Origin of the sequence: Ornithinimicrobium cryptoxanthini (assembly GCF_023923205.1) — a bacterium.
In the GTDB taxonomy this organism is placed as follows: Bacteria; Actinomycetota; Actinomycetes; order Actinomycetales; family Dermatophilaceae; genus Ornithinicoccus; species Ornithinicoccus cryptoxanthini.
The window spans coordinates 3,045,630-3,072,072 of sequence record NZ_CP099490.1 but is presented as its reverse complement, the minus strand read 5'-3'; the positions used below and the strand labels follow the sequence as shown (position 1 = coordinate 3,072,072).

At 69.9% G+C, this 26,443-nt stretch carries 22 protein-coding genes and 1 tRNA gene; 11 read left to right on the top strand and 12 right to left on the bottom strand.

What is annotated here, in order from left to right; translation table 11 throughout:
* Positions 1–126: 126 nt before the first annotated feature.
* Positions 127–1,893, bottom strand: coding sequence for a 2-isopropylmalate synthase (leuA, locus tag NF557_RS14125; protein WP_252620181.1), 1,767 nt, complete (start codon positions 1,891–1,893; stop codon positions 127–129).
* A 302-nt stretch (positions 1,894–2,195) separates the two neighbouring features.
* Here leuA and NF557_RS14120 point away from each other — a divergent pair, with 302 nt between their 5' ends.
* Complete coding sequence (locus NF557_RS14120; RefSeq protein WP_252620180.1) at positions 2,196–3,149, top strand: hypothetical protein; 954 nt, start codon at positions 2,196–2,198, stop codon at positions 3,147–3,149.
* A 294-nt stretch (positions 3,150–3,443) separates the two neighbouring features.
* Here the strand turns inward: NF557_RS14120 and leuD are convergent, their stop codons facing one another.
* Positions 3,444–4,043: a 3-isopropylmalate dehydratase small subunit gene (gene leuD, locus NF557_RS14115; protein ID WP_252620179.1), complete on the bottom strand. Its 600-nt coding sequence runs from the start codon at positions 4,041–4,043 to the stop codon at positions 3,444–3,446.
* On the bottom strand, positions 4,043–5,497 hold the full coding sequence (gene leuC / locus NF557_RS14110; protein ID WP_252620178.1) for a 3-isopropylmalate dehydratase large subunit: 1,455 nt from the start codon (positions 5,495–5,497) through the stop codon (positions 4,043–4,045). The genes leuD and leuC overlap by 1 nt, the downstream gene beginning before the upstream one ends.
* 177 nt (positions 5,498–5,674) lie before the next feature.
* Here leuC and NF557_RS14105 point away from each other — a divergent pair, with 177 nt between their 5' ends.
* The 8 genes from NF557_RS14105 to pheA all read left to right on the top strand — a co-directional run bounded on the left by NF557_RS14105 (position 5,675) and on the right by pheA (position 14,218).
* Positions 5,675–6,910, top strand: coding sequence for a 3-isopropylmalate dehydrogenase (locus NF557_RS14105; RefSeq protein ID WP_252620177.1), 1,236 nt, complete (start codon positions 5,675–5,677; stop codon positions 6,908–6,910).
* A gap of 30 nt (positions 6,911–6,940) precedes the next feature.
* Positions 6,941–8,152, top strand: coding sequence for an alanine racemase (gene alr, locus NF557_RS14100; RefSeq protein ID WP_252620176.1), 1,212 nt, complete (start codon positions 6,941–6,943; stop codon positions 8,150–8,152).
* Positions 8,149–9,333 carry an alpha/beta fold hydrolase gene (locus tag NF557_RS14095; RefSeq protein WP_252620174.1) on the top strand — a complete coding sequence of 395 codons (1,185 nt, stop codon included), beginning with the start codon at positions 8,149–8,151 and terminating at the stop codon, positions 9,331–9,333. Before alr ends, NF557_RS14095 begins: the two co-directional genes overlap by 4 nt.
* Positions 9,330–9,869, top strand: a complete 540-nt coding sequence (gene tsaE, locus NF557_RS14090; protein WP_252620172.1) for a tRNA (adenosine(37)-N6)-threonylcarbamoyltransferase complex ATPase subunit type 1 TsaE — start codon at positions 9,330–9,332, stop codon at positions 9,867–9,869. The genes NF557_RS14095 and tsaE overlap by 4 nt, the downstream gene beginning before the upstream one ends.
* A 3-nt stretch (positions 9,870–9,872) precedes the next feature.
* Complete coding sequence (locus NF557_RS14085; protein ID WP_252620163.1) at positions 9,873–10,481, top strand: arsenate reductase/protein-tyrosine-phosphatase family protein; 609 nt, start codon at positions 9,873–9,875, stop codon at positions 10,479–10,481.
* A gap of 223 nt (positions 10,482–10,704) precedes the next feature.
* Positions 10,705–12,273, top strand: a complete 1,569-nt coding sequence (locus NF557_RS14080) for a sugar transferase (RefSeq protein ID WP_252620161.1) — start codon at positions 10,705–10,707, stop codon at positions 12,271–12,273.
* A 44-nt stretch (positions 12,274–12,317) separates the two neighbouring features.
* Entirely contained in the window at positions 12,318–13,283 is a 966-nt protein-coding gene (locus tag NF557_RS14075; protein ID WP_252620160.1) for a zinc-binding dehydrogenase, read from the top strand.
* Between the two features lie 5 nt (positions 13,284–13,288).
* Entirely contained in the window at positions 13,289–14,218 is a 930-nt protein-coding gene (gene pheA / locus NF557_RS14070; protein WP_252624209.1) for a prephenate dehydratase, read from the top strand.
* On the opposite strand, the gene NF557_RS14065 is transcribed toward pheA, so the two are convergent.
* The 8 genes from NF557_RS14065 to NF557_RS14030 all read right to left on the bottom strand — a co-directional run bounded on the left by NF557_RS14065 (position 14,205) and on the right by NF557_RS14030 (position 23,838).
* Positions 14,205–14,879: a GDSL-type esterase/lipase family protein gene (locus NF557_RS14065; protein WP_252620159.1), complete on the bottom strand. Its 675-nt coding sequence runs from the start codon at positions 14,877–14,879 to the stop codon at positions 14,205–14,207. The genes pheA and NF557_RS14065 overlap by 14 nt on opposite strands.
* Entirely contained in the window at positions 14,876–15,061 is a 186-nt protein-coding gene (locus NF557_RS14060) for a DUF6104 family protein (protein ID WP_252620158.1), read from the bottom strand. Before NF557_RS14060 ends, NF557_RS14065 begins: the two co-directional genes overlap by 4 nt.
* Before the next feature lie 9 nt (positions 15,062–15,070).
* Complete coding sequence (locus NF557_RS14055; protein WP_252620157.1) at positions 15,071–16,120, bottom strand: GNAT family N-acetyltransferase; 1,050 nt, start codon at positions 16,118–16,120, stop codon at positions 15,071–15,073.
* A gap of 73 nt (positions 16,121–16,193) precedes the next feature.
* Positions 16,194–20,003 carry a multifunctional oxoglutarate decarboxylase/oxoglutarate dehydrogenase thiamine pyrophosphate-binding subunit/dihydrolipoyllysine-residue succinyltransferase subunit gene (locus NF557_RS14050; RefSeq protein WP_252624206.1) on the bottom strand — a complete coding sequence of 1,270 codons (3,810 nt, stop codon included), beginning with the start codon at positions 20,001–20,003 and terminating at the stop codon, positions 16,194–16,196.
* Between the two features lie 179 nt (positions 20,004–20,182).
* Positions 20,183–21,016 (bottom strand): ABC transporter permease, encoded by an 834-nt coding sequence (locus tag NF557_RS14045; protein ID WP_252620156.1) that lies wholly within the window; start codon positions 21,014–21,016, stop codon positions 20,183–20,185.
* Positions 21,013–21,990 (bottom strand): ABC transporter ATP-binding protein, encoded by a 978-nt coding sequence (locus NF557_RS14040; RefSeq protein ID WP_252620155.1) that lies wholly within the window; start codon positions 21,988–21,990, stop codon positions 21,013–21,015. The genes NF557_RS14045 and NF557_RS14040 overlap by 4 nt, the downstream gene beginning before the upstream one ends.
* A gap of 133 nt (positions 21,991–22,123) precedes the next feature.
* Positions 22,124–23,548 (bottom strand): aldehyde dehydrogenase family protein, encoded by a 1,425-nt coding sequence (locus tag NF557_RS14035; RefSeq protein ID WP_252620154.1) that lies wholly within the window; start codon positions 23,546–23,548, stop codon positions 22,124–22,126.
* Positions 23,549–23,601: 53 nt separating this feature from the next.
* Entirely contained in the window at positions 23,602–23,838 is a 237-nt protein-coding gene (locus NF557_RS14030; protein ID WP_252620152.1) for a DUF2249 domain-containing protein, read from the bottom strand.
* Between the two features lie 250 nt (positions 23,839–24,088).
* On the opposite strand from NF557_RS14030, the gene NF557_RS14025 reads away from it, so the two are divergent.
* Together NF557_RS14025 and NF557_RS14020 are read left to right on the top strand one after the other, a co-directional pair.
* A complete protein-coding gene (locus NF557_RS14025) occupies positions 24,089–24,826 on the top strand; it encodes an RDD family protein (RefSeq protein ID WP_252620150.1) in 738 nt (245 codons plus the stop codon).
* Positions 24,827–25,069: 243 nt separating this feature from the next.
* Positions 25,070–26,227 carry an adenylate/guanylate cyclase domain-containing protein gene (locus NF557_RS14020; protein WP_252620148.1) on the top strand — a complete coding sequence of 386 codons (1,158 nt, stop codon included), beginning with the start codon at positions 25,070–25,072 and terminating at the stop codon, positions 26,225–26,227.
* 70 nt (positions 26,228–26,297) lie between these two features.
* Here the strand turns inward: NF557_RS14020 and NF557_RS14015 are convergent.
* A tRNA-Arg gene (locus NF557_RS14015) sits at positions 26,298–26,369 on the bottom strand.
* Between the last annotated feature and the right edge of the window lie 74 nt (positions 26,370–26,443).

Sequence of the window (26,443 nt, the reverse complement as noted above, 5' to 3'; positions counted from 1 at the left end):
CCACCTCGGCCCGCCGGGCCCACCCGCCCTGCCATATCGCACCCGGCCGGGCCGCCCGCCACATCGCACCCGGCCGGGCCGCCCGCCACATCGCACCCGGCCGGCCACCCGCCATACGCAGAGCCTCTAGGACGTGGGCGTGGAGGGTCGGTTGATCGCGCTGCAGACAGCGTTCAGGGACGCGGTCACGATGCTCGGGTGGATGCCCACGCCCCAGCGGACCTGCCCATCGATGGCGCACTCCACATAGGCCGCCGCGGTCGCGTCGTCACCTGCTGACATCGCGTGTTCGGAGTAGTCCAGCACGCGCACGTCGACGCCCACTGCCTCAAGAGCGTGGACGAAGGCGGAGACCGGACCGTTGCCGTGCCCCTCCACCTGGTGCTCAACTCCGTCGACCGAGATCGTGGCGGTCAGCACGTCCTGCTCGGTCTCGCCTGACTCGTGGACGATCGAGAAGTTCTTGACCACGACCGGCCCGGGCTGCTCGAGATACTCCTGCTCGAACTCGGCCCAGATCGCGGCGGGGGACATCTCGCCGCCCTCGGAGTCGGTGCGACGCTGCACGACCTGGCTGAACTCGATCTGCATGCGCCGCGGCAGGTCCAGCTTGCGCTCGGTCTTCATCACATAGGCGACGCCACCCTTGCCGGACTGGCTGTTCACCCGGATGACCGCCTCGTAGGTGCGGCCCACGTCCTTGGGGTCCACCGGCAGATAGGGCACCTCCCACCGGAAGTCGTCCACCGGCACGCCGGCCGCCGCCGCGTCGACCTCCAGGGCCTCGAACCCCTTCTTGATCGCGTCCTGGTGGGAGCCGGAGAAGGCGGTGAAGACCAGATCCCCGCCCCAGGGGTGCCGCTCCGCCACCGGCAGCTGGTTGCAGTGCTCGACGGTGCGGCGGATCTCGTCGATGTTGGAGAAGCTGATCTGCGGGTCGATGCCCTGGGTGAACAGGTTCATCCCCAGCGTCACCAGACAGACGTTGCCGGTGCGCTCGCCGTTGCCGAACAGGCAGCCTTCGATGCGGTCAGCGCCGGCCAGGTAACCCAGCTCCGCAGCCGCCACACCCGTCCCTCGGTCGTTGTGCGGGTGCAGGCTCAGGATGACGTTCTCGCGGTGGTTCAGGTGACGGCTCATCCACTCGATCGAGTCGGCATACACATTGGGGGTGGCCATCTCCACGGTCGCCGGCAGGTTGATGATCACCGGCTTGTCCGCCGTCGGGACGAAGACCTCCATCACCGCGTTGCAGACCCGGACCGCGAACTCCAGCTCGGTGCCGGTGTAGGACTCGGGGGAGTACTCGTAAAAGATCTCGGTGTCCCCGGACAGCTGCTCCTCATACTTCTTGCAGATCCGGGCTCCCTGCGTCGCGATGTCCACGATCTCGTCCTCGCTGGCGCGGAAGACGACCCGGCGCTGCAGCGTCGACGTCGAGTTGTAGAGATGGACGATCGCCTGCTTGGCCCCCGCGATCGACTCGTAGGTGCGCTCGATCAGGTGCTCGCGTGCCTGGGTCAGCACCTGGATGACGACGTCGTCGGGGATCAGGTCCTCCTCGATCAGCATCCGCACGAAGTCGAAGTCGGTCTGGCTGGCGGCCGGGAACCCGACCTCGATCTCCTTGTAACCCATGCTGACCAGCAGCTCGAACATGCGCTTCTTGCGGTCCGGGGTCATCGGGTCGATCAGTGCCTGGTTGCCGTCGCGCAGGTCGACCGCGCACCAGCGCGGTGCCTGCGTGATCGTCTTGCCGGGCCAGGTGCGGTCGGGCAGGTCGACGGCGGGGTATGCCGAGTAGCGGCCGAACGGCATCCCGCTGGGCTGTTGGGGGTTGCGCTCGGGGGCGACGGCAGGAGTGATCGGAGACGTGGTCTGGGTGGCGGTCATGCTGGCTTCCTCGCTGGGGGCTGTCGGGGCGTCCGGGACAGCAGAGACTCCGCAGCGAGGGCCGGACCTAGAGGGTCTCGCTGCGGCGACTGAGGAGGAGCATGCGTGCCATTGCGGTCGACTCTAGCCGATCTTCCTGCCGTGGCGTCAAGTGGCCCGCCTCCCCGCCCGCCGCTTCGCCGCCTGTCCTCCGGCGCTCTATGTCAGGCACCGGGCGGGTCCGAGCCCTGCAGGTGCCTGACACAAGGGCCTTGTCCACAGGGGGTCCTCGGCGAAATCCGCATTTGCGCCACGATGGCGGCATGGGGGATCTCCGGCAGGCCGTCAGGGCACTCACCCCGGCCGAGCGCCGGGAGATGGTCGCTCGCGAACTGGGCGCCCGGCACGACGGCGCGGCACGCCTGGACGAGCTGTACGCCCTCGGCCTGACCTACGACCAGGTGCTCGCGGAGACCAGGGCAGGCCGTTGGCACCGGCTGGGCCGCAGGACCATCGGACTCATCGGGCCCGAGCCGAGCCGGGAGGCGTCCTGGTGCGTGGCCGTGTGGGAGTCGGGATCCGGCGCCGTGCTCGACGGACCTTCGTCCCTGCTCGCTGCCGGCCTGCGGTCGTGGGAGGAGACGGTTGTGCACGTCAGCGTGCCCCGCGGCACCCGAACGCGTCCTGCTGACGGGGTGCGCATTCATCACCAACGCCGGATGGGTCGCACGCTCAACACGGATCCACCACGCACCGCGCCCGAGGTCGCGGCCCTGCGAGCGGCCGGCTGGGCAACGTCGGACCGGCAGGCACTGACCGTGCTGGCGATGTCAGTCCAGCAGCGACTCATCCTTCCGAGTCGACTTCTCAAGGAGTGGGAGGCGACCCAGCGGCACCGACGTGGCGCCCTGCTGTCAGAGGCTGTTCCGTTGGTCTGTGACGGCGCGCACGCACTGGGCGAGCTGGACTTCGCCCGGGCCCGCCGCCGTCATGGTCTCCCTGAGCCGTCGCGTCAGGAGGTGCGGCGCACGTCGCAGGGGTTGATCTACCTGGATGTCAGGTTCGGCGGCTACGCGGTGCACGTCGAGATCAACGGTGCCCAGCACTACACTGGGCTCGGACCCGTGGCTGACGCGCGCAGGCGCAACGACCGCACTCTGCACAGCGATCTGACCCTCGAGATCCCGGTCCTCGGCCTGCTGATCGATGAGGCGGGCTTCATGGCCCAGGTCGCGGAGGCACTGCGCCAGCGTGGCTGGGGAGGACGCGCTGCGTAACCGTGGCTGGGGAGGACGCGCTGCATGAACTGGGGACGCGGTTCCCGTCGCACCTGCCCCGCGCAGACGCTGCGGCGACGCTATGTCATGCATCCCCAGGGCCACAACCCTGGCGCTGCATGACATAACGGCCGTCCGCAGCGAGGTGGGCCGTCCGCCGCGAGGTTGGGCGTCCGCCGAGGTGGGGCGGGCGCGGCGAGGTGGGGCGGGCGCGGCGAGGTGAGGTGGGCGCGGCGAGGTGGGGGCTCAGTCCCCGGAGGGCCGAGCGGTGACCCGGTCGATCTCCGCTGCTGGCTAGCCCACCGCCGCCGTGACGACGGGCTTGTAGGTCGGGCGGGCCGCCTCGTAGGCCGTGATGTCGTCCTCGTGCTGCATCGTGAGGGAGATGTCGTCGAGTCCGTTGAGCAGGCGCCAGGCGACGTAGTCGTCCACCTGGAACGGGGCGGTGATGTCGCCTGCGGTGATGCTGCGGCCGGGCAGGTCGACGGTCACGGTGGCGCCGGGGGTGTTCTCCAGATATTTGAGGATCAGCTCGACGTCGGGCTGGGCGACCTGGGCGGTCAGCAGGCCGCCCTTGCCGCTGTTGCCGCGGAAGATGTCGCCGAAGCGCGAGGAGATGACCGCGCGGAAGCCGTACTGCTGCAGCGCCCAGACGGCGTGCTCGCGGCTGGATCCGGTGCCGAAGTCGGGGCCGGTCACCAGGACCGAGCCCGCGGCATACGCCTCCTGGTTGAGGATGAAGGAGGGGTCCTCGCGCCAGCGGGAGAAGAGGCCGTCCTCGAAGCCGGTGCGGGAGACCCGCTTGAGGAAGTGGGCCGGGATGATCTGGTCGGTGTCGACGTTGCTGCGGCGCAGCGGCACACCGACGCCGGTGTGGGTGGTGAACTTCTCCATCAGGCCGGCACCCCCTGGTGCGTCGGGTCGGGGGTATGCCGCGGGCCAGGTGGGGCGGGCTCGTCCAGGTCGGTCGGGGCGGACAGGGTGCCGCGCACGGCGGTGGCTGCGGCGACGGCAGGGCTGACCAGGTGGGTGCGTCCGCGGGCGCCCTGCCGGCCCTCGAAGTTGCGGTTGGACGTCGACGCGCAGCGTTCCTCGGGGGCGAGCTGGTCGGGGTTCATGCCCAGGCACATCGAGCAGCCGGCCAGGCGCCACTCGGCCCCGGCGTCGGTGAACACAGCGTCCAGGCCCTCGGCCTCGGCCTGCTCGCGCACGGCGTGCGAGCCGGGCACGACCATCATCCGAAGGGTGTCGGCGATGGTGCGACCGCGCAGCACCTCCGCCGCCAGGCGCAGGTCCTCGATGCGGCCGTTGGTGCAGGAGCCGAGGAAGACCGCGTCGACCGCGATCTGCCGCATCGGGGTGCCGGCCGTCAGGCCCATGTAGTCCAGGGCCCGCTCGGCATTGCCGCGCGCGTCGTCGTCACCGAGGTTGGTCGGGTCGGGCACGGCGTCGTCGAGAGAGACCGACTGGGCGGGGTTGGTGCCCCAGGTGACATAGGGGGTTAGCGTGCTGGCATCGATGGTGACCTCCTCGTCGAAGGTTGCGTCGTCGTCGGTGCGCAGCTGGCTCCACGCCTCCACGGCAGCGTCCCAGTCGGCCCCGCTCGGGGCGTGCGGACGGCCCTTGATGTAGTCCAGGGTGGTCTGGTCCGGGGCGATCATCCCGGCGCGGGCACCGGCCTCGATCGACATGTTGCAGATCGTCATGCGCCCCTCCATGGACAGCGCCTCGATCGCGGGGCCGCGGTATTCAAGGACGTAGCCCTGCCCGCCGCCGGTGCCGATCTTGTTGATCACCGCCAGGATGATGTCCTTGGCGGAGGCTCCGGGCGCGAGCTCACCGGTGACGTTGATCGCCATCGTCCGGAACGGCTTCAGCGGCAGGGTCTGCGTGGCCAGGACGTGCTCGACCTCCGAGGTGCCGATGCCCAGGGCCAGCGCCCCGAAGGCACCGTGGGTGGAGGTGTGGCTGTCTCCGCACACGATCGTCATGCCCGGCTGGGTCAAACCCAGCTCGGGACCGATCACGTGCACGATGCCCTGACCGCGGCGCCCGCGGCGGTGGTGCACGATGCCGAACTCGGCACAGTTGGTCGTCAGCGCCTCCAGCTGGGTGCGGCTGACCGGGTCCAGCACCGGGCCGAGGGTGGTCGGCACGTTGTGGTCCTCGGTCGCGACGGTCAGGTCCGGGCGGCGCACGGTGCGCCCCGTCTGCCGCAGCCCGTCGAAGGCCTGTGGGGAGGTCACCTCATGGATCAGGTGAAGGTCGATGTAGAGGAGATCTGGTTCACCCTCTGCCTGCCGCACGACGTGCGACTGCCAGACCTTCTCGGCCAGCGTGTGTCCCATGCTCCTCCTTCACCAACAGATCGGGCCTGCCACTCGCGGGTCGGGCCGGGTTTGCCGCCACTGTAACCCCGGTCCCTGACGTCGGGGAAAGCAGCCCGGGCCAGACCCCGAGCGGGCCTGCCAGCCCGGTGTAGCAGACTGGTGCGACGAACTCGTCGGTAGCCCCAGGAGGACAACGTGTCGCAGTCAGTCGCCCAGAACACCGTGGAGCAGTCTGCAGGGGGCCGGGTCCACCGACTCGCGGTGATCGGGGGCGACGGGATCGGTCCGGAGGTCACCGAGGCGGCGCTGACCGTGCTCGATGCGGCGCAGGCCCGGTTCGGCTTCACCACCGAGCGCACCGACGTCCCGTTGGGGGCCGACAACTACCAGGCGACCGGTGACCTCCTCACCGACGACACCGTCGAGCTCCTGCGCGGCCAGGATGCGATCCTCTTCGGCGCGATCGGCAGCCCGGCGGTGACTCCGGGCATCCTCGAGCGCGGGATCATCCTCGCGCTGCGCGCAGCCCTGCGCCAGGCGATCAACCTGCGGCCGGTCCGACTCTATCCAGGGGTGCCCACGCCGATCTCCGGGCTGACCCCCGAGCGCTGCGACCTGGTGATCGTCCGGGAGAACACCGAGGGCAGCTATGTCGGTGGCGGCAACACCGTGCACCGGGGGACCCAGGCCGCGGTGGCCACGCAGGGCTCGGTCAACACCTGGTATGCCGTGCACCGGGCTGTCGACTTCGCCTTCCGTCTGGCGCAGCAACGGCGAGGTCGGGTCACCCTGTGCCACAAGACAAACGTGCTGGTCGAGGCGGGTGCACTGTGGTCCGACGTGATGGAGGAGGTGGCGGCCCGCTTCCCGGACGTGGAGCACGACTACGTCCACGTGGACGCCATGTGCATGCACCTGCCCGTGGCCCCGGAGCGGTTCGACGTCGTGGTGACCGACAACCTGTTCGGCGACATCATCACCGACCTGGGGGCGGTCCTGCAGGGCGGTCTGGGCGTGGCGGCCAGCGGCAACCTCAACATCGAGGGCACGGCACCGAGCATGTTTGAGCCGGTGCACGGCTCAGCACCGGACATCGCCGGGCGGGGTCTGGCCAACCCGGCCGGGGCGGCCCTGTCCCTGGCCCTGTGCCTGGCCAGCCTGGGGGAGGGCGCTGCCGCAGCCGCAGTGGAGTCCGCGACCGCGACCGTGCTCGCGGACCTGCCCGCCCTCTCCGGGGAGCAGATGGGTGCCTCGACCGCCGAGCTGGGGGAGCGCATCGCCTCGGTCCTGGCGCAGGGAGGCACGCCCGGGGCCGGTGACGGCACGAGTGCAGGGTCGGCAGGTGCAGGGTCGGCAGGTGCGGGGTCGGCGGCCGATCGGAGCAGCCTGATGACGCAACTGGCGGCGGTCCAGGCCGGTTTGACGGCCTGAGCGCGGGTCGGCTGACAGAATGGACCGACTATGACCGCACCCTCCCCACCCCGCGCCACGGTGCCGTTCCCGGCCCGGGCCGTCATCGACCTGGCGGCCATCGCCGCCAACGTCGGCGTGCTCAAGCAGCGTGCGGGCGCGGCCGAGGTGATGGCCGTGGTCAAGGCTGACGCCTATGGCCACGGGCTGGTCAGGTCCGCGCAGGCGGCCCTCGCGGGCGGAGCCAGCTGGCTCGGCGTGGCCCAGCTGACGGAGGCCATGGCACTGCGTGCGGCGGGGGTCACCGCACCGGTGCTGGCCTGGCTGCACGCACCCGGCGCCGGCTTCGCCCAGGCGATCGAGGCGGACGTGGACCTGGGGGTCTCGGCCACCTGGATGCTCGACGAGGTGGCGGCTGCAGCCCGGGCCTCCGGCCGCACCGCCCGAGTGCAGCTCAAGGCCGACACCGGCCTGGGCCGCAACGGCGCCTACCTCTTTCCCGTCGGCACGGACAGCACGGCGACGGACTGGAGCGCGCTCGTCGACCGGGCGCGGGCGCTGGAGGCCGAGGAAGCGGTGCGGGTCACCGGCCTGTTCACGCACTTCGCCTATGCCGACGCCCCGCAGCATCCCACCGTGCAGGCACAGCAGACCGCCTTCGCCGAGGCCGTGGCGCTCGCCGAGCGTGCGGGCCTGCGCCCCGAAGTGCGGCACATGTCCAACTCGGCCGCTACCCTCACCACCCCGGCTGCCGCGTGGGACATGGTCCGGCCCGGGCTGGCGGTCTATGGCCTGACGCCCGCCCCAGAGGTCGGCAGCTCGGCGGACTTCGGCCTCGTCCCGGCGATGACCGCGATCGCCGAGGCGTCGGTGGTCAAGGCGGTCCCGGCAGGTCAGGGCGTGTCCTACGGCCACACCTACACCACGTCGGGGCCGGCCAATCTGGTCGACGTCCCGCTCGGCTATGCCGACGGCGTGCCGCGCCACGCCTCAGGGCTGGCCGAGGTCATGATCAACGGTCGGCGGCACCGCATCGCCGGGCGTGTCTGCATGGACCAGTTCGTGGTGGACGTGGGGGACCAGCAGGTGACCGCGGGCGACGAGGTGATCCTGTTCGGGCCGGGTGACCGCGGCGAGCCCACCGCCCAGGACTGGGCCGAGGCTGTGGGCACCATCAACTACGAGATCGTCACCCGCTTCGGCCCCCGGGTCCCGCGGGAGTATGCCGGAGCGCCCGTTGGCGCAGAAGAGGAGACCTGGTGAGCCGTCCGGAACGTTCGAGATCTCCCGTCAGCCTCGGCGCCGGCATCGGCGCGGGCCTCGCGGCGGCAGGGCTGGCGGCCGTGGGTGCAGTCACCGTCGACCGGTTGTGGCGGGACCGGCGACACGCCATCGCGCTTGGCACCGAGGACGACTTCACCGTGGCGCCGTCCGAGGTCGCGGTCGTGGTCGCCGACGACGGAGTGCCGCTGCACGTCGAGATCGACGAGCCGGAGGGGTGGGACGGGAGCCGGCCCACCGTGATCCTGTCGCACGGCTTCACCCTCGACCTGCGGTGCTGGGTCTTCCAGCGACGGGCCCTGCTCGAGGCGGGGCACCGCGTCGTGACCTGGGACCTGCGCGGTCACGGCACCTCCGGCGAGGGCGCCGAGGAGTCCTACAACATCGAGCAGCTCGGCGTGGACCTCGCCCGAGTGATCCAGCAGGTCGCCCCGACCGGCGACCTGGTGCTCGCCGGGCACTCGATGGGCGGCATGACCGTGATGGCGCTGGCCGAGGCGGATCCCGGGCTGTTCCGGGACCGGGTGGTCGCCGTGGCCCTGATCAGCACCAGCGCCGGGGGCCTGCACCGGATCACCTGGGGCGTCGGCTCGATGCTGGGGCGCGTCGTGAACAAGTTCGGTCCCACCGCCCTGACCCAGCTGTCGCCGCACCAGGACCTGCTCGACTCCGTGCTGCGCGGCGGCAAGGAGCTGCAGGAGTTCTTTGTGGCGCGCGGGTCGTTCGGCTCGCCGGTCCCGCTGTCGTTGGTTCGGCTGACGGCGGACATGATCTTCGGCACCCCGCTGACGGTGATCTCGGCCTTCACCCACACGCTGGAGGACCACGACAAGCGCGAGGCACTGGCCAACATGGGTGGCCAGGAGGTGCTCGTCTTCAACGGTGACAAGGATGTGCTGACCTCGGCGGTGCACAGCACGGAGATCGTCGACGCCATCCCGGGGGCAGAGCACGTCTTTGTCAGGGACGCAGGACACATCATCATGCTCGAGCACCCCGAGCTGCTCAACCAGGAGCTGTTCGACCTGCTGACCCGAGCCGACCGCTCCCGGGGGCAGACACCCCGCGAGGCCGGCTCACGGCATACGGTCACCGACCTCACCAAGCGTCGGCGCGACCGGATGACCCGTCCGGCCCGGGGACGGACCCGGGCACGGGCATGACACCTGTCGTGGAGCTCCTTCTCTCGGGAGCGCCGGTCACGGTCGCGACGGCGCAGGAGACGCACGCCCTCGGGGTGCAGCTCGGCCGGCTGCTGCTGGCCGGTGACCTGGTGCTGCTGACCGGCGGGCTGGCAGCGGGCAAGACCACCTTCACCCAGGGCATCGGGGAGGGGTTGGGGGTGCGGGGCCCGATCACCTCGCCGACCTTCGTGATCGCCCGGGTGCACCCCAACCTGGGCGCCGGTCCGGCACTGGTGCACGTCGACGCCTATCGTCTGGAGGGTCTGGCCGAGCTGGACGATCTCGACCTCGACGCTGACCTCGAGTCCGTGGTCACGGTGGTGGAGTGGGGGCACGGCCTGGCCGAGTCCCTGTCCGAGGACCGCCTGCAGATCAGCCTCTCGGGGGCGGACGAGCCGGCGCAGGGAGCCGAGCTGGAGCCGGGTGCGCCCGAGCTCGCCACCGATCCTGATGGTGACCAACCACGAGTGGTGCAGGCGAGCAGCCACGGCGCCCGCTGGACGCAGGGAGGCTGAGTCATGGTTCGCGGCCAGGCAGGGCAGGAGAGTTCGGCGGAGCCCGCGCGGCCGGGCCGCCTGCTCACGGTGTGCACGGGCAACATCTGCCGTTCGCCCCTGCTCGAGCGGCTCCTGCAGAGGGAGCTGGACGGGGCCTGGGGAACGGGCACCCACGAGGTCACCAGTGCCGGCACGCACGCGTTGGTGGACTACCCGATGGACGAGCAAGCGGCCGCGGTGCTGCGCAGGTGGGGTGGCACGCCCCACGGTTTCGTGGCGAGGCGGTTGGTCCCGCCCTTCGTGGCGCAGGCCGACCTGGTGCTGACCGCGACCAAAGACCACCGGGCCATGGTCGTGCGCCTGCACCCGCAGGCGGTGCGCTACGCGCTGACCTTCCGCGAGTTCGCGGCCCTGGCGGAGGGCCTCCCTGACGAGGAGCTGCCGGGCAGGGAGCTGCCCCCAGCGGAGCGGCTGCGTGCGCTGGCGACGCTGCTCACCGGCAGACGGGGCCGGGTGCCGGTGTCAGAGCTCGACATCGCCGACCCCTTCCGTCGCCCCGACGAGGTCTATCAGCAGATGGAGGAGCAGGTGCGCGCCGCCTGGCCCTCGGCGGTGCGCGCGCTCACCTGACAGCGCTGGCAGGGACCCGCTGGACCGCGCCGCCCCCATGTCGGACGGCGGCTCGCGACACTGGGAGGGGGGGTGTTGCGGAGGGTGTCAACAAATTTCCAGCGACGGGGGTAGCGCTCGCGACAGTAAAGAACTACTCTGCGGTAGGTAAAGGGTGAGTAAAGTCACAGGTCCGTAACACAGGAACCGATCACGCAGGGGTCCAATGTCGGCGCAGCAGCACATGGAAGTGCGCGAGGGTGCACTTCTGCCCACCGTGTCGGTCGGTGGTGCCGGGACCGTGGGTTCGACGGCACCACTGTTTGTGGTCCCGGACGAGCTGGCAGATCTCACACGTGGCCGCTCGCGCACCATCCACAGCGGCCCCCGGGCCCGTCGCTACCTCGCGGGCTACCTGCGATGGTTGCGCCTGTCTGACCTGACGATGATCCTGCTGGCGCTGTCGGTCACGACCATCGCCCGCTTCGGCCTGGACGGGGCGAGCCTGTCGGCCCCCAACTTGTCCAGGGATGTGGGCTACTGGGAGATCGGTGCGGGGCTGGCGGTGGCGTGGGTGCTCATGCTCCACCTGCACTCGGGCTACGACGGCCGGCTCAGCGGGCACGGGGTCCAGGAGTACAGGCAGGTCTTCCACGCATCTCTGTGGCTGTTCTCGTCGTTGGCGATCGTCGCGTTCGCGCTGAAGCTGGACGTGGCACGCGGCTACGTCATGCTCGCGTTCCCGCTCGGCACCCTCCTCCTCCTGGCCTCGCGGTGGTTGTCGCGCCGCTGGCTCGTCCGGCAGCGTCGGGCCGGGCGCCTCTCTGACCGCGTCCTGCTCGTCGGGGACCGGGCGCATGTCGCTGACCTCGTGGTGGCGCTGCAGCGCACCCCGGACGCCGGCTACAACGTGCTGGGAGCCTGTGTGGACAACACCTCTGGCGGCAAGGTCGCCGGCGTCCCTGTCGTGGGGGCCGAGGCCGACGTGCTCGTCAGGGCGGCCGACATGTCCGTGGACGTCATCGCCGTGTCATCGTCCGCGGGACTGGGCTCCACCGGGCTGCGCCACCTGGGGTGGGCCCTGGAGGGCACGGACATCGACCTCGTCGTCGCGCCCGGCATCATGGATGTGGCGGGTCCGCGGGTGCTGACCCGCCCGGTCCAGGGGCTGCCACTCATCCACGTGGACGCACCGAGCTTCGCAGGCCCCAACCTGCTGCTGAAGAACGCGATGGACAGGGTCGGCGCCGCCCTCGGTCTCATCGTGCTGCTGCCCGTGCTGCTGGGCATCGCGCTGATGATCCGGCTCGACGACGGTGGCCCGGTCTTCTTCGGTCAGGAGCGGGTCGGCCGCGACGGGCGCACGTTCCGGATGCTGAAGTTCCGCACGATGCACGCGGGTGCAGAGTCGGCGCTGCCCTCCCTCATGACCCTCAACGAGGGCTCTGGGCCGCTGTTCAAGCTGCGCACCGACCCGCGAGTGACCCGCTGCGGTGGAGTCCTGCGACGCTACAGCCTCGACGAGCTGCCCCAGCTGCTCAACGTCCTGCGCGGCGAGATGAGCCTGGTCGGTCCGCGCCCGCCGCTGCCCCGCGAGGTCGCCTCCTATGGTGCCGACGCCCGTCGCCGACTGCTGGTCAAGCCCGGCATGACCGGCATGTGGCAGATCAACGGCCGCAGTGACCTCTCCTGGGACGAGTCGGTGCGGCTGGACCTCTACTACGTGGAGAACTGGACCCCGCTGCTGGACCTGATGATCCTGTGGCGCACCTTCCGGGTGGTCCTGCGACCCGACGACCACGGCGCCTACTGACCCGCCCGCCGTCACCTCGCGACGCGCAGGGATAGCCTGACCCTGTGCTAGCCGCCTATGCCGCCGACCTCAGCCCGGATGACCCGCTGTCGGGTCTCGTCGTCGGGGACCGTCCCGAACCCGAGGTGCCGGAGGGGTGGGTCCTGGTGGACGTGCGGGCGGCCGCGCTCAACCATCACGACCTGTGGTCGCTGAAGGGCGTCGGGCTCGGCCACGAGCGACTCCCGATGATCCTGGGCTGTGACGCCGCCGGGGTGGACCAGGAGGGTCGGGAGGTGCTCGTCCACTCGGTGATCTCCTCGCCCGGCTGGACCGGGGAGCAGACCCTCGACCCGCGCCGCACCCTGCTCTCCGAGCTGCACCAGGGGACGCTGGCCGAGCAGGTCGCTGTGCCGGCAGGCAACCTGGTCCCCAAGCCGGCCGGCATCAGCTTTGAGGAGGCCGCCTGTCTGCCGACTGCCTGGCTGACGGCATACAAGATGTTGTGCGTCAACGGCGGCCCGCCCGGAAGCACAGTGCTGGTGCAGGGGGTCGGTGGCGGGGTCGCCTCGGCCGCGATTGCGCTGGGTGCGGCCACCGGCTACCGGGTCTGGGCGACCAGCCGTGACGAGGGGCGTCGGCACCGTGCCCTGGAGCTGGGGGCCGAGGCGGTCTTCGAGCCGGGTCAGCGCCTCCCCGAGCGGGTGGAAGTGGTCCTGGAGACGGTGGGGGCCGCCACCTGGTCCCACTCGCTGAAGTCACTGCGACCCGGCGGCACCGTGGTCATCGCCGGCGCCACCTCGGGTGACGCACCGTCACACGCAGAGCTGACCCGCATCTTCTTCCAGCAGCTGCGGGTCCAGGGCTCGACGATGGGCAACCTCGAGCAGCTGACCCAGCTGGTGCGGGTCCTCGAGCAGACGGGGGTGCGTCCGCTCATCGACCGGGTGCTGCCGTTGTCGGAGGCCGCGGCCGGGCTGGCCGCGCTGGAGCGTGGCGAGGTCTTCGGCAAGGTGGTGCTGACCCCGTGACCGCGATGCAGGGTGGGCTGCCCGGCGGGATGGGCTACCTGGGCCCGGCCGGGACCTTCACCGAGGAGGCTTTGCGCCGCCTCGACCCGGAGGCCGCCGCGACCGCGTGGGCCGCACCAACGGTCCAGGCGACCCTCGAGGCGCTGCGTGCCGGCACGCTGTCGGCAGCGCTCGTCCCCTTCGAGAGCTCTGTCGAGGGGTCGGTCTCGGCCACGCTCGACGAGCTGATCCGCGGCGAACCGCTGGTGATCACCGGCGAGGTGCACGTGGAGGTGCAGTTCGCCCTGATGGTCCGCCCGGGCACCTCGCTGGCCGACGTGCGGCGGATCGCCACCCATCCGATGGCCCAGGCCCAGACGCGGGACTGGGTGGCCCGTGAGCTGCCGGCGGCCGAGGTGATCCCGGAGTCGTCCACCGCGCGGGCAGCGGTGCTCGTCGCTGCCGAGGTGTATGACGCGGCGATCGCCGCCCCCCTCGCCGCCGAGCGGCACGAGCTGGAGATCCTGGTCGACGGGATCGCTGACCGACCCGGTGCCGTGACCCGGTTCATCCGGCTGGCGCGGCCGGGGCCGGTCCCCGCCCCCACCGGCACGGACCTGACCACGGTGGTGGCCTACCTGCGGCACAACCACGCCGGTGCCCTGCTCGACCTGCTCAACCAGTTCGCGATGCGCGGGGTCGACCTGGTGCGTCTGGAGTCACGTCCGACGGGGGAGGCGCTGGGGCAGTACTGCTTTGCCATCGAGGCGCTGGGCCACCTCAGCGAGCCACGCATGGCCGACGCCCTGACCGGATTGCGCCGGGTCTGCGCGGACGTGCGCTTCCTGGGCTCCTACCCCCGCGCCCACGGCTCACCGACGAGGGTGCCGGAGGTTGCGAGCGCGCGGGCCTATCAGGACGCGCAGGGCTGGGTGGAGGGGCTCAGCTGGTCCTGAGCCAGTCGTGCCAGCCGGCGTGCAGCACGAGCCAGGCGATCAGGCCATAGCCGGCCTGGCCCGGGTGCACCCCGTCGCCGGCGGCCAGGTCGGACTGCCACTGCTCGTGGTGGCGCAGCGGGTGGAAGCAGTCGACGTAGGGGATGGACCGGCGCGAGCAGACGTCTGCCTGGGCGTCGGCCAGCACCGCCAGCCTGTCGTTCTCCTCGGCGTCCAGTGTCGGGGTCGGCCCGACGACAAAGGTGCTGATCCCGGTGGTCGTGGCCTCGTCGAGGATGTTGGCCAGGTTGAGCCGGGAGCGGGCCGTGGTGATCCCCGCCGTGATGTCGCGGGCTCCGGCGGCGACGACCAGGCGCCGCTCGGAGCGGCCCTCCCAGCGGGGTGCGCACTCAGTGCGCCAGCGGCTCATCGCGTCGGCGCTGGTCTCACCGCGCACACCCAGGTTGTAGGCCGTCAGGTCTGCGTCCTGCACAGGACTGCGACCGACCACCCGACTGACCCACCCGAGCGCCTTGGGGTCGCCGTAGCCGGCCACGAAGCCGTCGCCCACGAAGCAGAGACCGATGTCACGGGGCCCCTCCACGATGTGGAACTCGGCGCTGGGGTTGAACTCCACGGCGGACTCGTCGTCAGCGGGTGTCACAGGGGTGTCCTCCATCATTCGTCATCGTCGATGTCGTCGTCCAGGCGGGCGATCCACGTGGCCAGTCGGTCGACTGCTGCCTCGAACTCGGGGTGCAGGTCCACAAAGGTGCGCAGCTGGGCGGAGAGCCACTCGAGGCTGACCTCCTCCTCGCCACGGCGGGTGGCGAGCTCCTCGATGCCGCGGTCGGTGAAGTACACAGCCGCAGACTATCCCGCAGAGGCGGGGACATCCTTGTGCCACGACTCGGTGACATAGACCGTCTGCCACCCGAGCGAGCTGTAGATGCCGTCTGCGCCGGTGGGCGAGTCCGCGTCGACCTCCAGTCCGACCCGGTTGCGTCCGCGGGCCGCGGCGTCCGCGATGACGGTCCACAGCAGGGCCTTGGCGACCCCCCGGCCACGTGCGCTGGAGTGCACACCGATGTATTCGACATACGACCCGTCCGGGACCGGGTTGCCGTCGGCGTCCAGTCGTCCGGTGACCGTTGACCCGACGAGGGCGCCCGCGGGGCGGCCGTCGACGTCGGCCAGCCACCAGTGGTCCCACCGGTGCCCGGGGTCAGAACGCAGTCGCTCGACGAACTCCTCGAAGGTCTCGCGGTAGTTGTTGAAGTGGTCTGCGAAGGACTCCTCGAGGATGGCGTGCACGTCTCGCAGGTCCTGCTCCTGGGGCAACCCGACGGCATCGTCACGGCGGACCCGACGCACGACCACGCCCTCGCGAGGAGCGGGGTGGTCGGTGGCTTCGCTCGGCGTGACCGCGCGCTCCATCTGCCACCAGGTGCGCACGTGGGCAAAGCCGGCCTCCTTGAGCCAGCGGTCCTGACGCTCGTCGTCGCGGAAGGCCCCCGAGTCCATCTGGGTGGCTGCGAGCCCCCGGTCGCGGGCGATGTCGGCCGAGACCCGCTCGGCCAGGGCGAACGCATAAAAGGCCACCTGGTCTGCCAGGGACAGCTCGAGCGCTGGGTCGACGGTGATGCCGACCAGAACGCGACCTGCGGCCCGGTCGTGACAGCTCACCCAGCCACGGGCAGCACCGTCGGGGTCACGGATCAGCCGGTGGGTCCGGGCGGTGGCGCCCCGGCCCGTGACCTCGGCCGCGACGTGCTCGCTGTCCGCTCCGGGCCAGCCACGGGCGTCCTGCTCGTGCCGACGCAGCAGCCGCACCAGGTCCTCGACGTCCTCACCGGTGGGGTCGTGCGCGGTCCATCCCGGTGGCAGCACAGCTTCGGAGGGGGCGATGTCTGGAGAACTCATAGCCAGCATTCTTTCAGGAACCGTCGTCGGCCACTGACCGCGTGTCGACACCAGCTTGGGGCCGGCTGACGACTCAGCGGTCGAAGGCCTCCTTGAGCAGGGCGGCCTGCTCGGCGGCGTGCGCCTTGGCCTGGCCGGTGGCCGGCGAGGCAGAGGCCGCACGCGCGATCACGCGCAGAGGCCGCTCCTCGCCATACTGGGCCATAGCCTCGGGCAGGTTCAGGGCCATGAACGGCCAGGCACCCTGGTTCTTGGGCTCGTTCTGGACCCAGACCAGCTCGGCGTTCGGGAAGGCCTTGACCTGCTCGACGACCTCCTTGCCCGGCTCGGGATAGAGACGCTCGACGCGGATGATGGCGGTGCGGTCGTCGCCGCGCTTGTCACGCTCCTCCTCGAGCTCGTAGGTCAGCTTGCTGCTGACCAGGAGCACGCGGTCGACCTTGGCGGGGTCGAGCTCGACCCGGTCCGGCAGCACCGGACGGAAGGTGCCCTGCGTGAAGTCCTCCGGCGCGCTGGCCGCTGCCTTCAGCCGCAGCATCGCCTTCGGGGTGAAGACGATGAGGGGCTTGCGGGGACGGTTGTAGGCGTGCTTGCGCAGTAGGTGGAAGTAGGACGCCGGTGTGGAGGGGTAGGCGACGGTCATGTTGTCCTCGGCGCACAGCTGCAGGTAGCGCTCAATGCGGGCCGAGGAGTGGTCCGGACCCTGACCTTCGTAGCCGTGCGGCAGCAGCAGCACGACGGAGGAGCGCTGGTCCCACTTCTGCTCCGAGGAGGAGATGAACTCGTCGACGATCGTCTGGGCGCCGTTGGCGAAGTCGCCGAACTGGGCCTCCCAGATGACCAGCGCGTCCGGCCGCTCGACCGAGTAGCCGTACTCGAAGCCCATGGCGGCGTACTCGCTGAGCAGCGAGTCGTAGATCCACAGCTTGGCCTGGTCCTCGGACAGCTCCCGCAGCGGCGACCACTCCTGGGCGGTGACCTTGTCGGTCAGCACGGCGTGACGCTGGACGAAGGTGCCGCGACGGGTGTCCTGGCCGGAGAACCGGACCGGGGTGTCCTCCATCAGCAGCGAACCGATCGCGAGCAGCTCGCCCATCGCCCAGTCGATGCCGCCCTCCTGGACCATCTGGACCCGGCGCTCCATGAGCTGGGCCAGCTTGGGGTGGACCGTGAAGCCCTCAGGTGCCTCGCCGAACACATTGCCGATCCGCTCCAGCATCTCCTGGGGGATGTAGGTGTTGTGCGGTGTGATCGGCGCGCGCTCGTCCTCGTCCTGGGCGCGCGGGCGGTCCAGCTGACCCGTGGTGCCGTCCTCGCCCTTGAGCGCTGCCTTGGTCTCGGTGAAGACCTGCTCCAGCTGGTGCTGGTAGTCGCGGAGCGCCTTCTCAGCATCATCGATGGTGATGTCACCGCGACCGACCAGAGCCTCGGTGTAGAGCTTGCGCACCGAGCGCTTGGACTCGATCAGCTCATACATCAGCGGCTGCGTCATCGACGGGTCGTCGCCCTCGTTGTGGCCGCGGCGGCGGTAGCAGACCATGTCGATGACGACGTCCTTGTTGAACGCCTGGCGGAACTCGTAGGCCAGCTCGGCGACCCGGACGCACGCCTCCGGGTCGTCACCGTTGACGTGGAAGACCGGTGCCTGCACCATCCGGGCCACATCTGTGCAGTAGACCGAGGAGCGGGACTGCTCGGGGCTGGTGGTGAAGCCGACCTGGTTGTTGATGACCACGTGGATCGTGCCGCCGGTGCGGTAGCCGCGCAGCTGGGACAGGTTGAGCGTCTCAGCCACGACACCCTGCCCGGCGAAGGCCGCGTCGCCGTGCAGCAGCACGGGCAGGACGGTGAACGACTCGCCCGCGAGGTCGAGGCGGTCCTGCTTGGCGCGCACGATGCCCTCGAGGACCGGGTTGACGGCCTCGAGGTGGGAAGGGTTGGCGGCGAGGTAGACGCCGGTCTTCTTGCCGTCCTCGGTGGTGAACTCACCCTCTGTGCCGAGGTGGTACTTCACATCACCCGAGCCCTGGACCGAGCCCACCGCCTGCTTGCCCTCGAACTCCCGGAAGATCTGTCCGTAGGACTTGCCGGCCAGGTTGGCGAGCACGTTGAGCCGGCCGCGGTGCGGCATACCGATGCAGACCTCGTCCATGCCGTCCTCGGCGGACTCGGTGAGGATGCGGTCGAGCAGCGCGATGACCGACTCGCCACCCTCCAGGCTGAACCGCTTCTGACCGACGAACTTGGTCTGCAGGAAGGTCTCGAACGCCTCCGCCGCGTTGAGCCGGCGCAGGATCCGCAGCTGCTCGTCGGGAGAGGTCTTCTCGTAGGGGACCTCGACCCGCTCCTGGATCCAGGCACGCTGCTCGGGGTCCTGGATGTGCATGTACTCGATGCCGACCGTGCGGCAGTAGGAGTCGCGCAGGATGCCCAGGATCTTGCGCAGGGTCAACCGGGCCTTGCCGCCGAAGCCGCCGGTGGGGAAGCTGCGCTCGAGGTCCCAGAGGGTGAGGCCGTGCGTCTCGATGTCCAGGTCGTGGTGCTGACGCTGGCGGTACTCCAGCGGGTCCGTGTCGGCCATCAGGTGACCACGGACACGGTAGGCGCGGATCAGCTCCTGCACGCGCGTGGCCTTGGAGACGTCGTCGTCGTGGGAGGAGGTGATGTCGGGTGCCCAGCGCACCGGCTGGTAGGGGATGCGCAGCGAGGTGAAGATCTCGTCGTAGAACCCGTCGGCACCGAGCAGGATCTCGTGCAGGACCCGCAGGAACTCCCCGGACTGGGCGCCCTGGATGATCCGGTGGTCATAGGTGGACGTGAGCGTGAGCACCTTGCTGACCGCCGCCCGGGCGATCGACTCCGGGCTGGCCCCCTGCCACTCGGCCGGGTAGTTCAGCGCGCCGACACCGATGATCGTGCCCTGCCCCTGCATCAGGCGCGGCACGGAGGACACCGTGCCGATCCCGCCGGGGTTGGTCAGCGAGATGGTGGTGCCCTGGAAGTCCTCGATGGTGAGCTTGCCGTCTCGGGCCTTGTGGACGAGGTCCTCGTAGGCGCCCCAGAAGTTGGCGAAGTCCATCACCTCGGCGCTCTTGATGTTGGGCACCAGGAGCTGGCGGGAACCGTCGGACTTGGACACGTCGATGGCCAGGCCCAGGTTGACGTGGGCCGGCTGGACGATGGCGGGCTTGCCGTCCTCGACGGTGTAGCCGTTGTTCATCTCCGGCATGGCCTGCAGCGCCCGGACCATGGCATAGCCGATGAGGTGGGTGAAGGAGACCTTGCCGCCGCGGCTGCGCGAGAGGTGGTTGTTGATCACGATGCGGTTGTCGATCAACAACTTGGCCGGGATCGCGCGCAGACTCGTCGCCGTCGGGACCTGGAGGCTGGACTCCATGTTGGTCACGGTGCGAGCGGTGGCGCCGCGCAGCCGGGTCACCTCGGACTCCGACTGGGGCTTGGTCACCGCCCGGGCGGGAGCATCCCGAGGAGTGGGCGGCTGGTCGGAGGTGCCCGCCTTGTCGTCAGCAGTCTTCTGCGGGCTGTCCTGGTCGTCGGCGGCCTTGGGCTCTGAGGCCTTCTGCTCTGAGGCGGCGGCCTTGGGCTCAGCCTTCTTCTCGGCCGGCTTGGTCTCGGCCTGCTTGGTCTCGGCAGGCTTCTGCTCGGCGGCCTTGGGCTCAGCCTTCTTCTCGGCCGGCTTGGGCTCAGGCTTGGGCTCGGCCGGCTTCTTCTCGGCCGGCTTGGACTCGGCCTTGGCCGGGGCGGCGTTTGAGGCAGCCGTCTCGCCACTCGTCACGGGACCCGAGCTGCTGCCCTGGGCAGCGAAGAACTCTCGCCAGGCGACGTCGACGGAGGACGGATCTGCGTCGTATCGCTCGCGCATGTCCTCCACGAGCCACTCGTTGGCCCCGAAGTCTGCCAGGGGGTTGTCGCTGCTGGGGGACTGGTTCGCCACGGCGTGCGCGCCTCTTTCTCACAGGTAGTCGGCCGAACTGGTGCGGGGCAAGCCTATCTCCGATCAGTGCTGTCGTGCGCAGCAGGTCCCGCGAGGCCGAGAACCACTCAGGCGATGTCCCGGCGTCGCGTCAGCACCAGTCCGATCAGCGTCATCACGAGGGCATAACCCACCAGGGTGAGGGCGCCGCCCCACCACGGGAGCTGGTTGCTGCCTCCTCCCATCGCCTCAGCCAGAGAGGAGTCGACCCCGGAGAACAACGACAGGGTCGCGGTGGCTGCCTGGCTCGGGAAGAACTTGGCCAGCACGTCCCATCCGTCGAAGAAGGTCAGTCCAAAGGCGAGCAGGGGCTCGAGGATGAGCGTGAACGCGATGCCGATGAACAGCGCAGCGACCTGGTTGGGGATCACCACGCCCAGGCCCAGCCCGACCAGCCCCCAGACGATGAGGATGAGCACGATCAGCGCAAAGGTCTGGGCCAGAGCGCCCGCGTCCGGCACGAGCGCGACGCCGGCCGTGGACAGCAGGATGCCTCCGCCGACGACCGCACCGGCGATGTGTGCGACCGCGTTGAGGGCGAGGATCACGACCAGGGCGCCCACCTTGGCGATGATGACCTGGTGCCTGCGGGGTCCGGCCAGGAAGGTGTTGGAGATCGTCTTGTGCCGGAACTCCTGACCCATGCTGAGCACACCGATGACCAGCGCGAGCATGGAGCCGAACTGGATCCCGGCGGCATAGATCATCCGGGCCAGCGTCAGCTCGGGGACCACCTCGTCGAGGTTGACCATCGCGTCGCCCACCGGCATCTGACCGTGCAGGCTGAACGCCCCGGTGATGGCCGCGAAGATGCCGCCGACGAGGAACATCGCCAGCGACATGCCCCACCACATGCGGGTGCTGAAGTATTTGCGGAGCTCAGAGCGGAGGAGCGCACTCATCGGCCGGCCTCCTCGGTGGTCTCGCGGTTGCGGTTGAGGTTCTCCGGCGACTCGGTGAGCTGGAAGTAGAGACGCTCGAGGTCGGTGCGCAGGACACGGAGCTCATGGACCGGCACGCCGGCGGCGAGCGCGACGTCGCCGACCCGGGTGAGGTCACCGGTGCCGACGCGGACCGCACCCGGGCCCTGAGCCGGTTCGTCGCCGGCTGCCAGCCCCGCCTGCTGGAGGGCGGTCACCAGGGCGCGGGCGTCGCTGGTGCGCACGAGTGCCGCCGGGTCGCCGTGCATCTCGTCCATGGTGCCCTGGCGGACGAGCCGGCCGTTGGCGATGATGACGGCGTCGTCCACGGTCTGCTCGACCTCGCTGAGCTGGTGCGAGGAGATCAGGATCGTCTTGCCCTCGCTGGCCAGGTGGCGCAGGAAGCCGCGCAGCCACCGGATGCCTTCGGGGTCCAGCCCGTTGGAGGGTTCGTCCAGGATCAGCACGTGCGGGTCGCCGAGCAGTGCGGCGGCCAGGCCGAGGCGTTGTCGCATGCCCATCGAGTAGCCGCCGGCACGCTTGTTGGCAGCGGCCGGGATCCCGACGAGCTCCAGGAGCTGGTCGACCCGGGCGTCGGGGATCCGGTGCGTGGCGGCCAGGACGCGCAGGTGGTCGCGCCCGGTGCGCCCGGGGTGGAAGTTGGTGGCCTCGAGGGCGGCACCGACGGTCTGCAGCGGACGGGAGAGCTCGGCATAGTCCATGCCGTCGATTCGAGCGGTGCCGTGGGTGGGGCGGACCAGCCCGAGCAGCATCCGCAGTGTCGTCGTCTTGCCGGCGCCGTTGGGTCCGAGGAAGCCGGTGATCCGGCCCGGGGACACCTGGAACGAAAGGTCGTCGACGGCGACGAAGTCACCGAACTTCTTGGACAGGCTGTCGACGACGATCGCGGCGCCGGGTGCGTGGATCGGCGTCTCCGCTGTGGCGGCAAGACTCATGAGCAACCCCCTTCAGGCTGGACGGGCAAGATCTCTGGTGCAGCGACATACTCTCGCAGGGACCACCCCACCACGGCAGGCACCGCCGGCGCATCCCCTGTGAGGGGGAGATCTTGCGGGACGGGCCGTGCGGTCAGAGCTTGACGACGACCGTCTTGGTCTGGGTGAAGGAGTTGAGCGCCTCGAAGCCCTTCTCGCGGCCATAGCCGGACCTGCCCCAGCCGCCGAAGGGCAGCTCGACGCCACCACCGGCCCCATAGTTGTTGACGAAGACCTGCCCCGCACGCAGGGCGCCGGCCATCCGGTGGCCGCGGGAGAGGTCGCGGGTCCAGACCGCACCCAGGAGTCCGTATGCCGTGGCGTTGGCGAGTGCGACCGCCTCCTCCTCGTCCTCGAAGGCCATCGAGGTGACGACGGGGCCGAAGATCTCCTCCTGGGCGATCCGGCCCTGACTGTCCACGCCCCGGATCAAGGTGGGCTCAAAATAGCTGCCGGCGCGGAGGTGCTCGCCGGACGGCCGGCCTCCACCCGTGACCAGCTCACCGCCGGCCAGGTCGTCCATGAAGCCCTCGACGCGGGCGAGCTGCGTGCTCGAGACGAGTGGGCCGAGGTCGAGGTCCTCCGCCCCCGGTCCGATCGAGGTGGTGCGGAAGCGCTCGGCCACGAGGTCGAGCAGCTGATCCTGCACGGAGGTGTGCACGATCAGCCGGGAACCCGCAGAGCAGGTCTGGCCCCCGTTCTGCAGGGCGCCGCGGGCGACGGCCTCGGCGGCTGCGGCGAGGTCGGCGTCGGCGAAGACGACCTGGGCGGACTTGCCCCCGAGCTCGAGCACGGTCGGGACCACCCGCGCCGCGGCCGCGTGGGCGATCACGGATCCGACCTCGGTGGAGCCGACGAAGCTGAGGTGGGCCACGTCCGGGTGCGCGGTCAGCGCGGCGCCGGTCTGCTCACCCGTGCCGGTGACGACGTTGACCAACCCGGCGGGAAGTCCCGCCTCGACGGACAGGCGCGCCAGGGCGACCGCGGTCCGGGGCGTCTCATCGGCCGGCTTGACCATCGAGGCGTTGCCTGTCGCCACCGCGGCCGCGACTGACCGGCTGAAGAGCTGCATCGGATAGTTCCACGCGATGATGGCGCCGACCACGCCGAACGGCTCCCGCACGGTGTAGGCGTGCAGGTCGGGTCCTTTGGGGATGGTGATGCCGTAGTAGGCGTCGATGGCGTGGGCATAGAAGCGCAGGTAGCGCGCCGCCACCGCGGCATCCGCGCGGGCCTGGGAGAGCGGTTTGCCGGTGTCCTGGCTCTCCAGGTGGGCCAGCTGCTCGGCGTCGCGCTCGACCAGGCCCGCCCACGCGGTCAGCAGGTCGGACCGCTCCTCGGGGGTGGTGCGCACCCACGCCCGCTGCGTGGCAGCGGCGCAGGCCACAGCCCGGTCCACCTCATCGGCGCTGCCCAGGGTGACGTCACCCAGACTGCGACCCGTCGCAGGGTCGATGTTGGGATAGGTGTCCGTGCTCGGGACGTCCTGGCCCCCGATGTAGGAACTGGTCAGCGCCATGATGCGGTCTCCTTCTTGACGGCCCCATCATCACGCAGCCCCGGTCCGCGCGCTCAGCCGGTGGTGCGACCGATCCGCACGCGCCAGACCTCCGGCCCCTCCTCGAGGTACTCCCAGCTGAACTCTCCGGCGTTCTCGGCCTGGAACTGGTAGTACAGCGGCTTGGGGTCGTGGTCGTTGACCAGGATGAAGGCCGCACCGGGCTCGAGCGCCTGATAGGTCGAGAAGATCTGCGTGTGCCGGTCGCGTGGGATCAGCTCGCGGACGTCGAGCTGGCTGTCCTGGGTCATGGTTCCTCCTGGGCTTGATTAGTTCACAGTGCGTGTCAAAAATGTAGCGCAGGTCCGCGGGAGGTCCTCTGCAGGGTCGGGAAGAGGGCTGTCCCGGATGGGGAGACCGGGGGAGGATAGCCCTTCCTGTCAACCGCATACCTGGCTACACTGCCAGGCAGTGTTGCGCTGCGAGAGCGCAATCCGCAGGAAGCGTGTGCGGCTCAGGAGCCGGGCGCGTCCCGTGACCGTCGACCCAATGAGGTGTCCGATGTCCGATCCGACCTACAACGGCCCGCCCGGAGCCGACCCCGCGCCAAGCGCGGGTGGGCAGCCACCGCCGCCGCCACCGCCGCCGGGGGGCGACCAGCAGCAACCACCGCCGGGGGCCTACCAGCAGCAACCACCACAGGGGGCCTACCAGCAACAACCACCACAGGGGGCCTACCAGCAGCCACAAGGGGGCTACCAACCGGCCCCGCCGGCATACGGTGCGGGACCGAGCAAGGTCGGCCAGCCGGCCGAGCTGCTCGATCGGTTCCTGGCCCGACTCATCGACTACGTCATCCTGTTCGTCATCAACCTGATCGTGGTCAGCTTCCTGATCATCGGCATCATCATGGGCAGCAACGCAGGCGTGATGGGCATGGGTAGCGGTGGCGACTTCCTGGCGGGTGTGGTCAGTTCGGTGCTGTTGGCCGCGATCTACCTCGGCTACTTCGCCTTCATGGAGTCCAGCCGTGGGCAGACCATCGGCAAGATGCTGATGAAGCTGCAGACGCGCGGTCCTGCTGGGGGCAACCCGACGATGGAGCAGGCCATCCGTCGCAACATCTGGGTCGCCATAGGCATCCTCGGGGTCATCCCGATCATCGGTGGAATCCTGGCCGGCCTGGGCCAGCTCATCGCCGTCATCCTCATCGCCGTCGGCATCAGCAGCGACACCGTCGGGCGGCGCGCTTGGCACGACACCTTCGCTGGGGGCACGCAGGTCGTCAAGATCGGCTGACCCCGTAGTCGAGACCTGCCGCCGGGACCCTCTGAGGAGTTTTTCAGAGGGTCCCGATCCCGTCGCAGGTGACCGCCGGCAGCCAGGTGAGAACTCAGGCTGCGAGTGTGGCTGTGGCACTAAACTACCCACGTGTCAGACATCGGCGGAGTTCGAAGCCGACTAAGTCTCGGGTTCGCGGATCCGGCGCTGGAGCGCGACTATCAGGCGGACGTTGCCGAGTCGAACGGGCTGCAGCTGCGGATGGGGGCACTGACCGGCCTTGCCCTGTGGCTGTCCGCGACGGTGCTCATCCCGACGGCGCTCGTCGTCGACACCGCGGTCGTCGTGCCGATCTGCCTCGGCATGGCCGGGCTCAACGCAGCTGGCTACGTGGCAGCACGGTGGGCGACGACGCTTGTCCGGCAACAGCTCATCGGGCTCACGCTGAACGGTTCGGCGGGACTGGCAGTCCTCGTCCTGTCCGAGATCGCCGGCATGCACGATTCCTTGGCGGCACCGGCCATCCTTCTCGTCGCCATCTTTGCCTTCGTCGTCCTCCGCCTGCGGTTCATCCTGGCCTTCGTGGCCGCCGGCATCTACCTGGTCGGCTTCGCATCTCTCGTCGCGCTCCACCCCACTCCGACAGCCCTGCTGCAGCTCTTCCTGGTCGCCGTAGCCATGGTTGTCGGACTCGCGACGACCTACCTTCTCGAGCGGGGCGCGCGCGACGTCTTCGCCCAACGACGCTTCATCGAGGCGCAGACGGTGGCGCTGGCCGAGGCGCACGCGACTTCCGAACGACTCCTGCTCAATGTCCTGCCAGCGAAGATCGCCCAGCGACTGGAGGCGGGCGAGACGACCATCGCCGACTGGTTCGACGACACCACGGTGCTGTTCGCGGACCTCGTGGGGTTCACCCCGCTCGCCACCCGCCTGGAGCCCCGCGCGACTCGCGATCTACTCGATCGCTTGTTCACCGGTTTCGATGAGCGGGCGGAACGCCACGGGCTGGAGAAGATCAAGACCATCGGCGACGCATACATGGCCGTGGGCGGAGTGCCGGAACCCTCTTCAGATCATCCAGCTCGAGTCGTGGCATTCGGCCTGGATCTGTTGGATCTCGTGGCACTGGTGGCAGCAGACCTCGGCCAGACGCTCGCCCTTCGGATCGGCATTCACACGGGTCCGGTCGTCGCGGGCGTGGTCGGCACACAGAAGTTCAGCTATGACTTGTGGGGCGACACAGTCAATGTGGCCAGCCGTCTCGAGTCACAGGGGGTCGCCGGTGCGCTCCATATCAGCGAAACAACCTGGCTGCGCGTCCGCGGACTCGTCGAGGCCACTTCTCGTGGCCCGATGGAACTGAAGGGACGAGGCTCGATGCCGACCTTCCTCGTTGCTCGTCGGTCGCTGGCCTGATGACCCCACGCTCACTGCGGACGCCGTAGCTTCCGCGCCCTGCCACTCACGTCCATCTCGTGTTCCGTTGCGCCCCCGGCAGGATTCGAACCTGCGCTCCCGCCTCCGGAGGGCGGTGCTCTATCCCCTGAGCTACGGGGGCAACAGCGTCACAGATTACCAGCCGCACGGCATGCTTCCGCACGCGACGCCCAGGCCCGGCACACGGCATACGTC

Excerpts from the sequence above, each read along its gene's own strand:
- leuA (WP_252620181.1), bottom strand. The coding sequence starts at position 1,893 with ATGACCGCCACCCAGACCACGTCTCCGATCACTCCTGCCGTCGCCCCC.
- NF557_RS14120 (WP_252620180.1), top strand. The coding sequence starts at position 2,196 with ATGGGGGATCTCCGGCAGGCCGTCAGGGCACTCACCCCGGCCGAGCGC.
- leuD (WP_252620179.1), bottom strand. The coding sequence starts at position 4,043 with ATGGAGAAGTTCACCACCCACACCGGCGTCGGTGTGCCGCTGCGCCGC.
- leuC (WP_252620178.1), bottom strand. The coding sequence starts at position 5,497 with ATGGGACACACGCTGGCCGAGAAGGTCTGGCAGTCGCACGTCGTGCGG.
- alr (WP_252620176.1), top strand. The coding sequence starts at position 6,941 with ATGACCGCACCCTCCCCACCCCGCGCCACGGTGCCGTTCCCGGCCCGG.
- tsaE (WP_252620172.1), top strand. The coding sequence starts at position 9,330 with ATGACACCTGTCGTGGAGCTCCTTCTCTCGGGAGCGCCGGTCACGGTC.
- NF557_RS14085 (WP_252620163.1), top strand. The coding sequence starts at position 9,873 with ATGGTTCGCGGCCAGGCAGGGCAGGAGAGTTCGGCGGAGCCCGCGCGG.
- NF557_RS14080 (WP_252620161.1), top strand. The coding sequence starts at position 10,705 with ATGGAAGTGCGCGAGGGTGCACTTCTGCCCACCGTGTCGGTCGGTGGT.
- pheA (WP_252624209.1), top strand. The coding sequence starts at position 13,289 with ATGCAGGGTGGGCTGCCCGGCGGGATGGGCTACCTGGGCCCGGCCGGG.
- NF557_RS14065 (WP_252620159.1), bottom strand. The coding sequence starts at position 14,879 with ATGATGGAGGACACCCCTGTGACACCCGCTGACGACGAGTCCGCCGTG.
- NF557_RS14055 (WP_252620157.1), bottom strand. The coding sequence starts at position 16,120 with ATGAGTTCTCCAGACATCGCCCCCTCCGAAGCTGTGCTGCCACCGGGA.
- NF557_RS14050 (WP_252624206.1), bottom strand. The coding sequence starts at position 20,003 with ATGCGCGAGCGATACGACGCAGATCCGTCCTCCGTCGACGTCGCCTGG.
- NF557_RS14045 (WP_252620156.1), bottom strand. The coding sequence starts at position 21,016 with ATGAGTGCGCTCCTCCGCTCTGAGCTCCGCAAATACTTCAGCACCCGC.
- NF557_RS14040 (WP_252620155.1), bottom strand. The coding sequence starts at position 21,990 with ATGAGTCTTGCCGCCACAGCGGAGACGCCGATCCACGCACCCGGCGCC.
- NF557_RS14035 (WP_252620154.1), bottom strand. The coding sequence starts at position 23,548 with ATGGCGCTGACCAGTTCCTACATCGGGGGCCAGGACGTCCCGAGCACG.
- NF557_RS14030 (WP_252620152.1), bottom strand. The coding sequence starts at position 23,838 with ATGACCCAGGACAGCCAGCTCGACGTCCGCGAGCTGATCCCACGCGAC.
- NF557_RS14025 (WP_252620150.1), top strand. The coding sequence starts at position 24,089 with ATGTCCGATCCGACCTACAACGGCCCGCCCGGAGCCGACCCCGCGCCA.
- NF557_RS14020 (WP_252620148.1), top strand. The coding sequence starts at position 25,070 with ATGGGGGCACTGACCGGCCTTGCCCTGTGGCTGTCCGCGACGGTGCTC.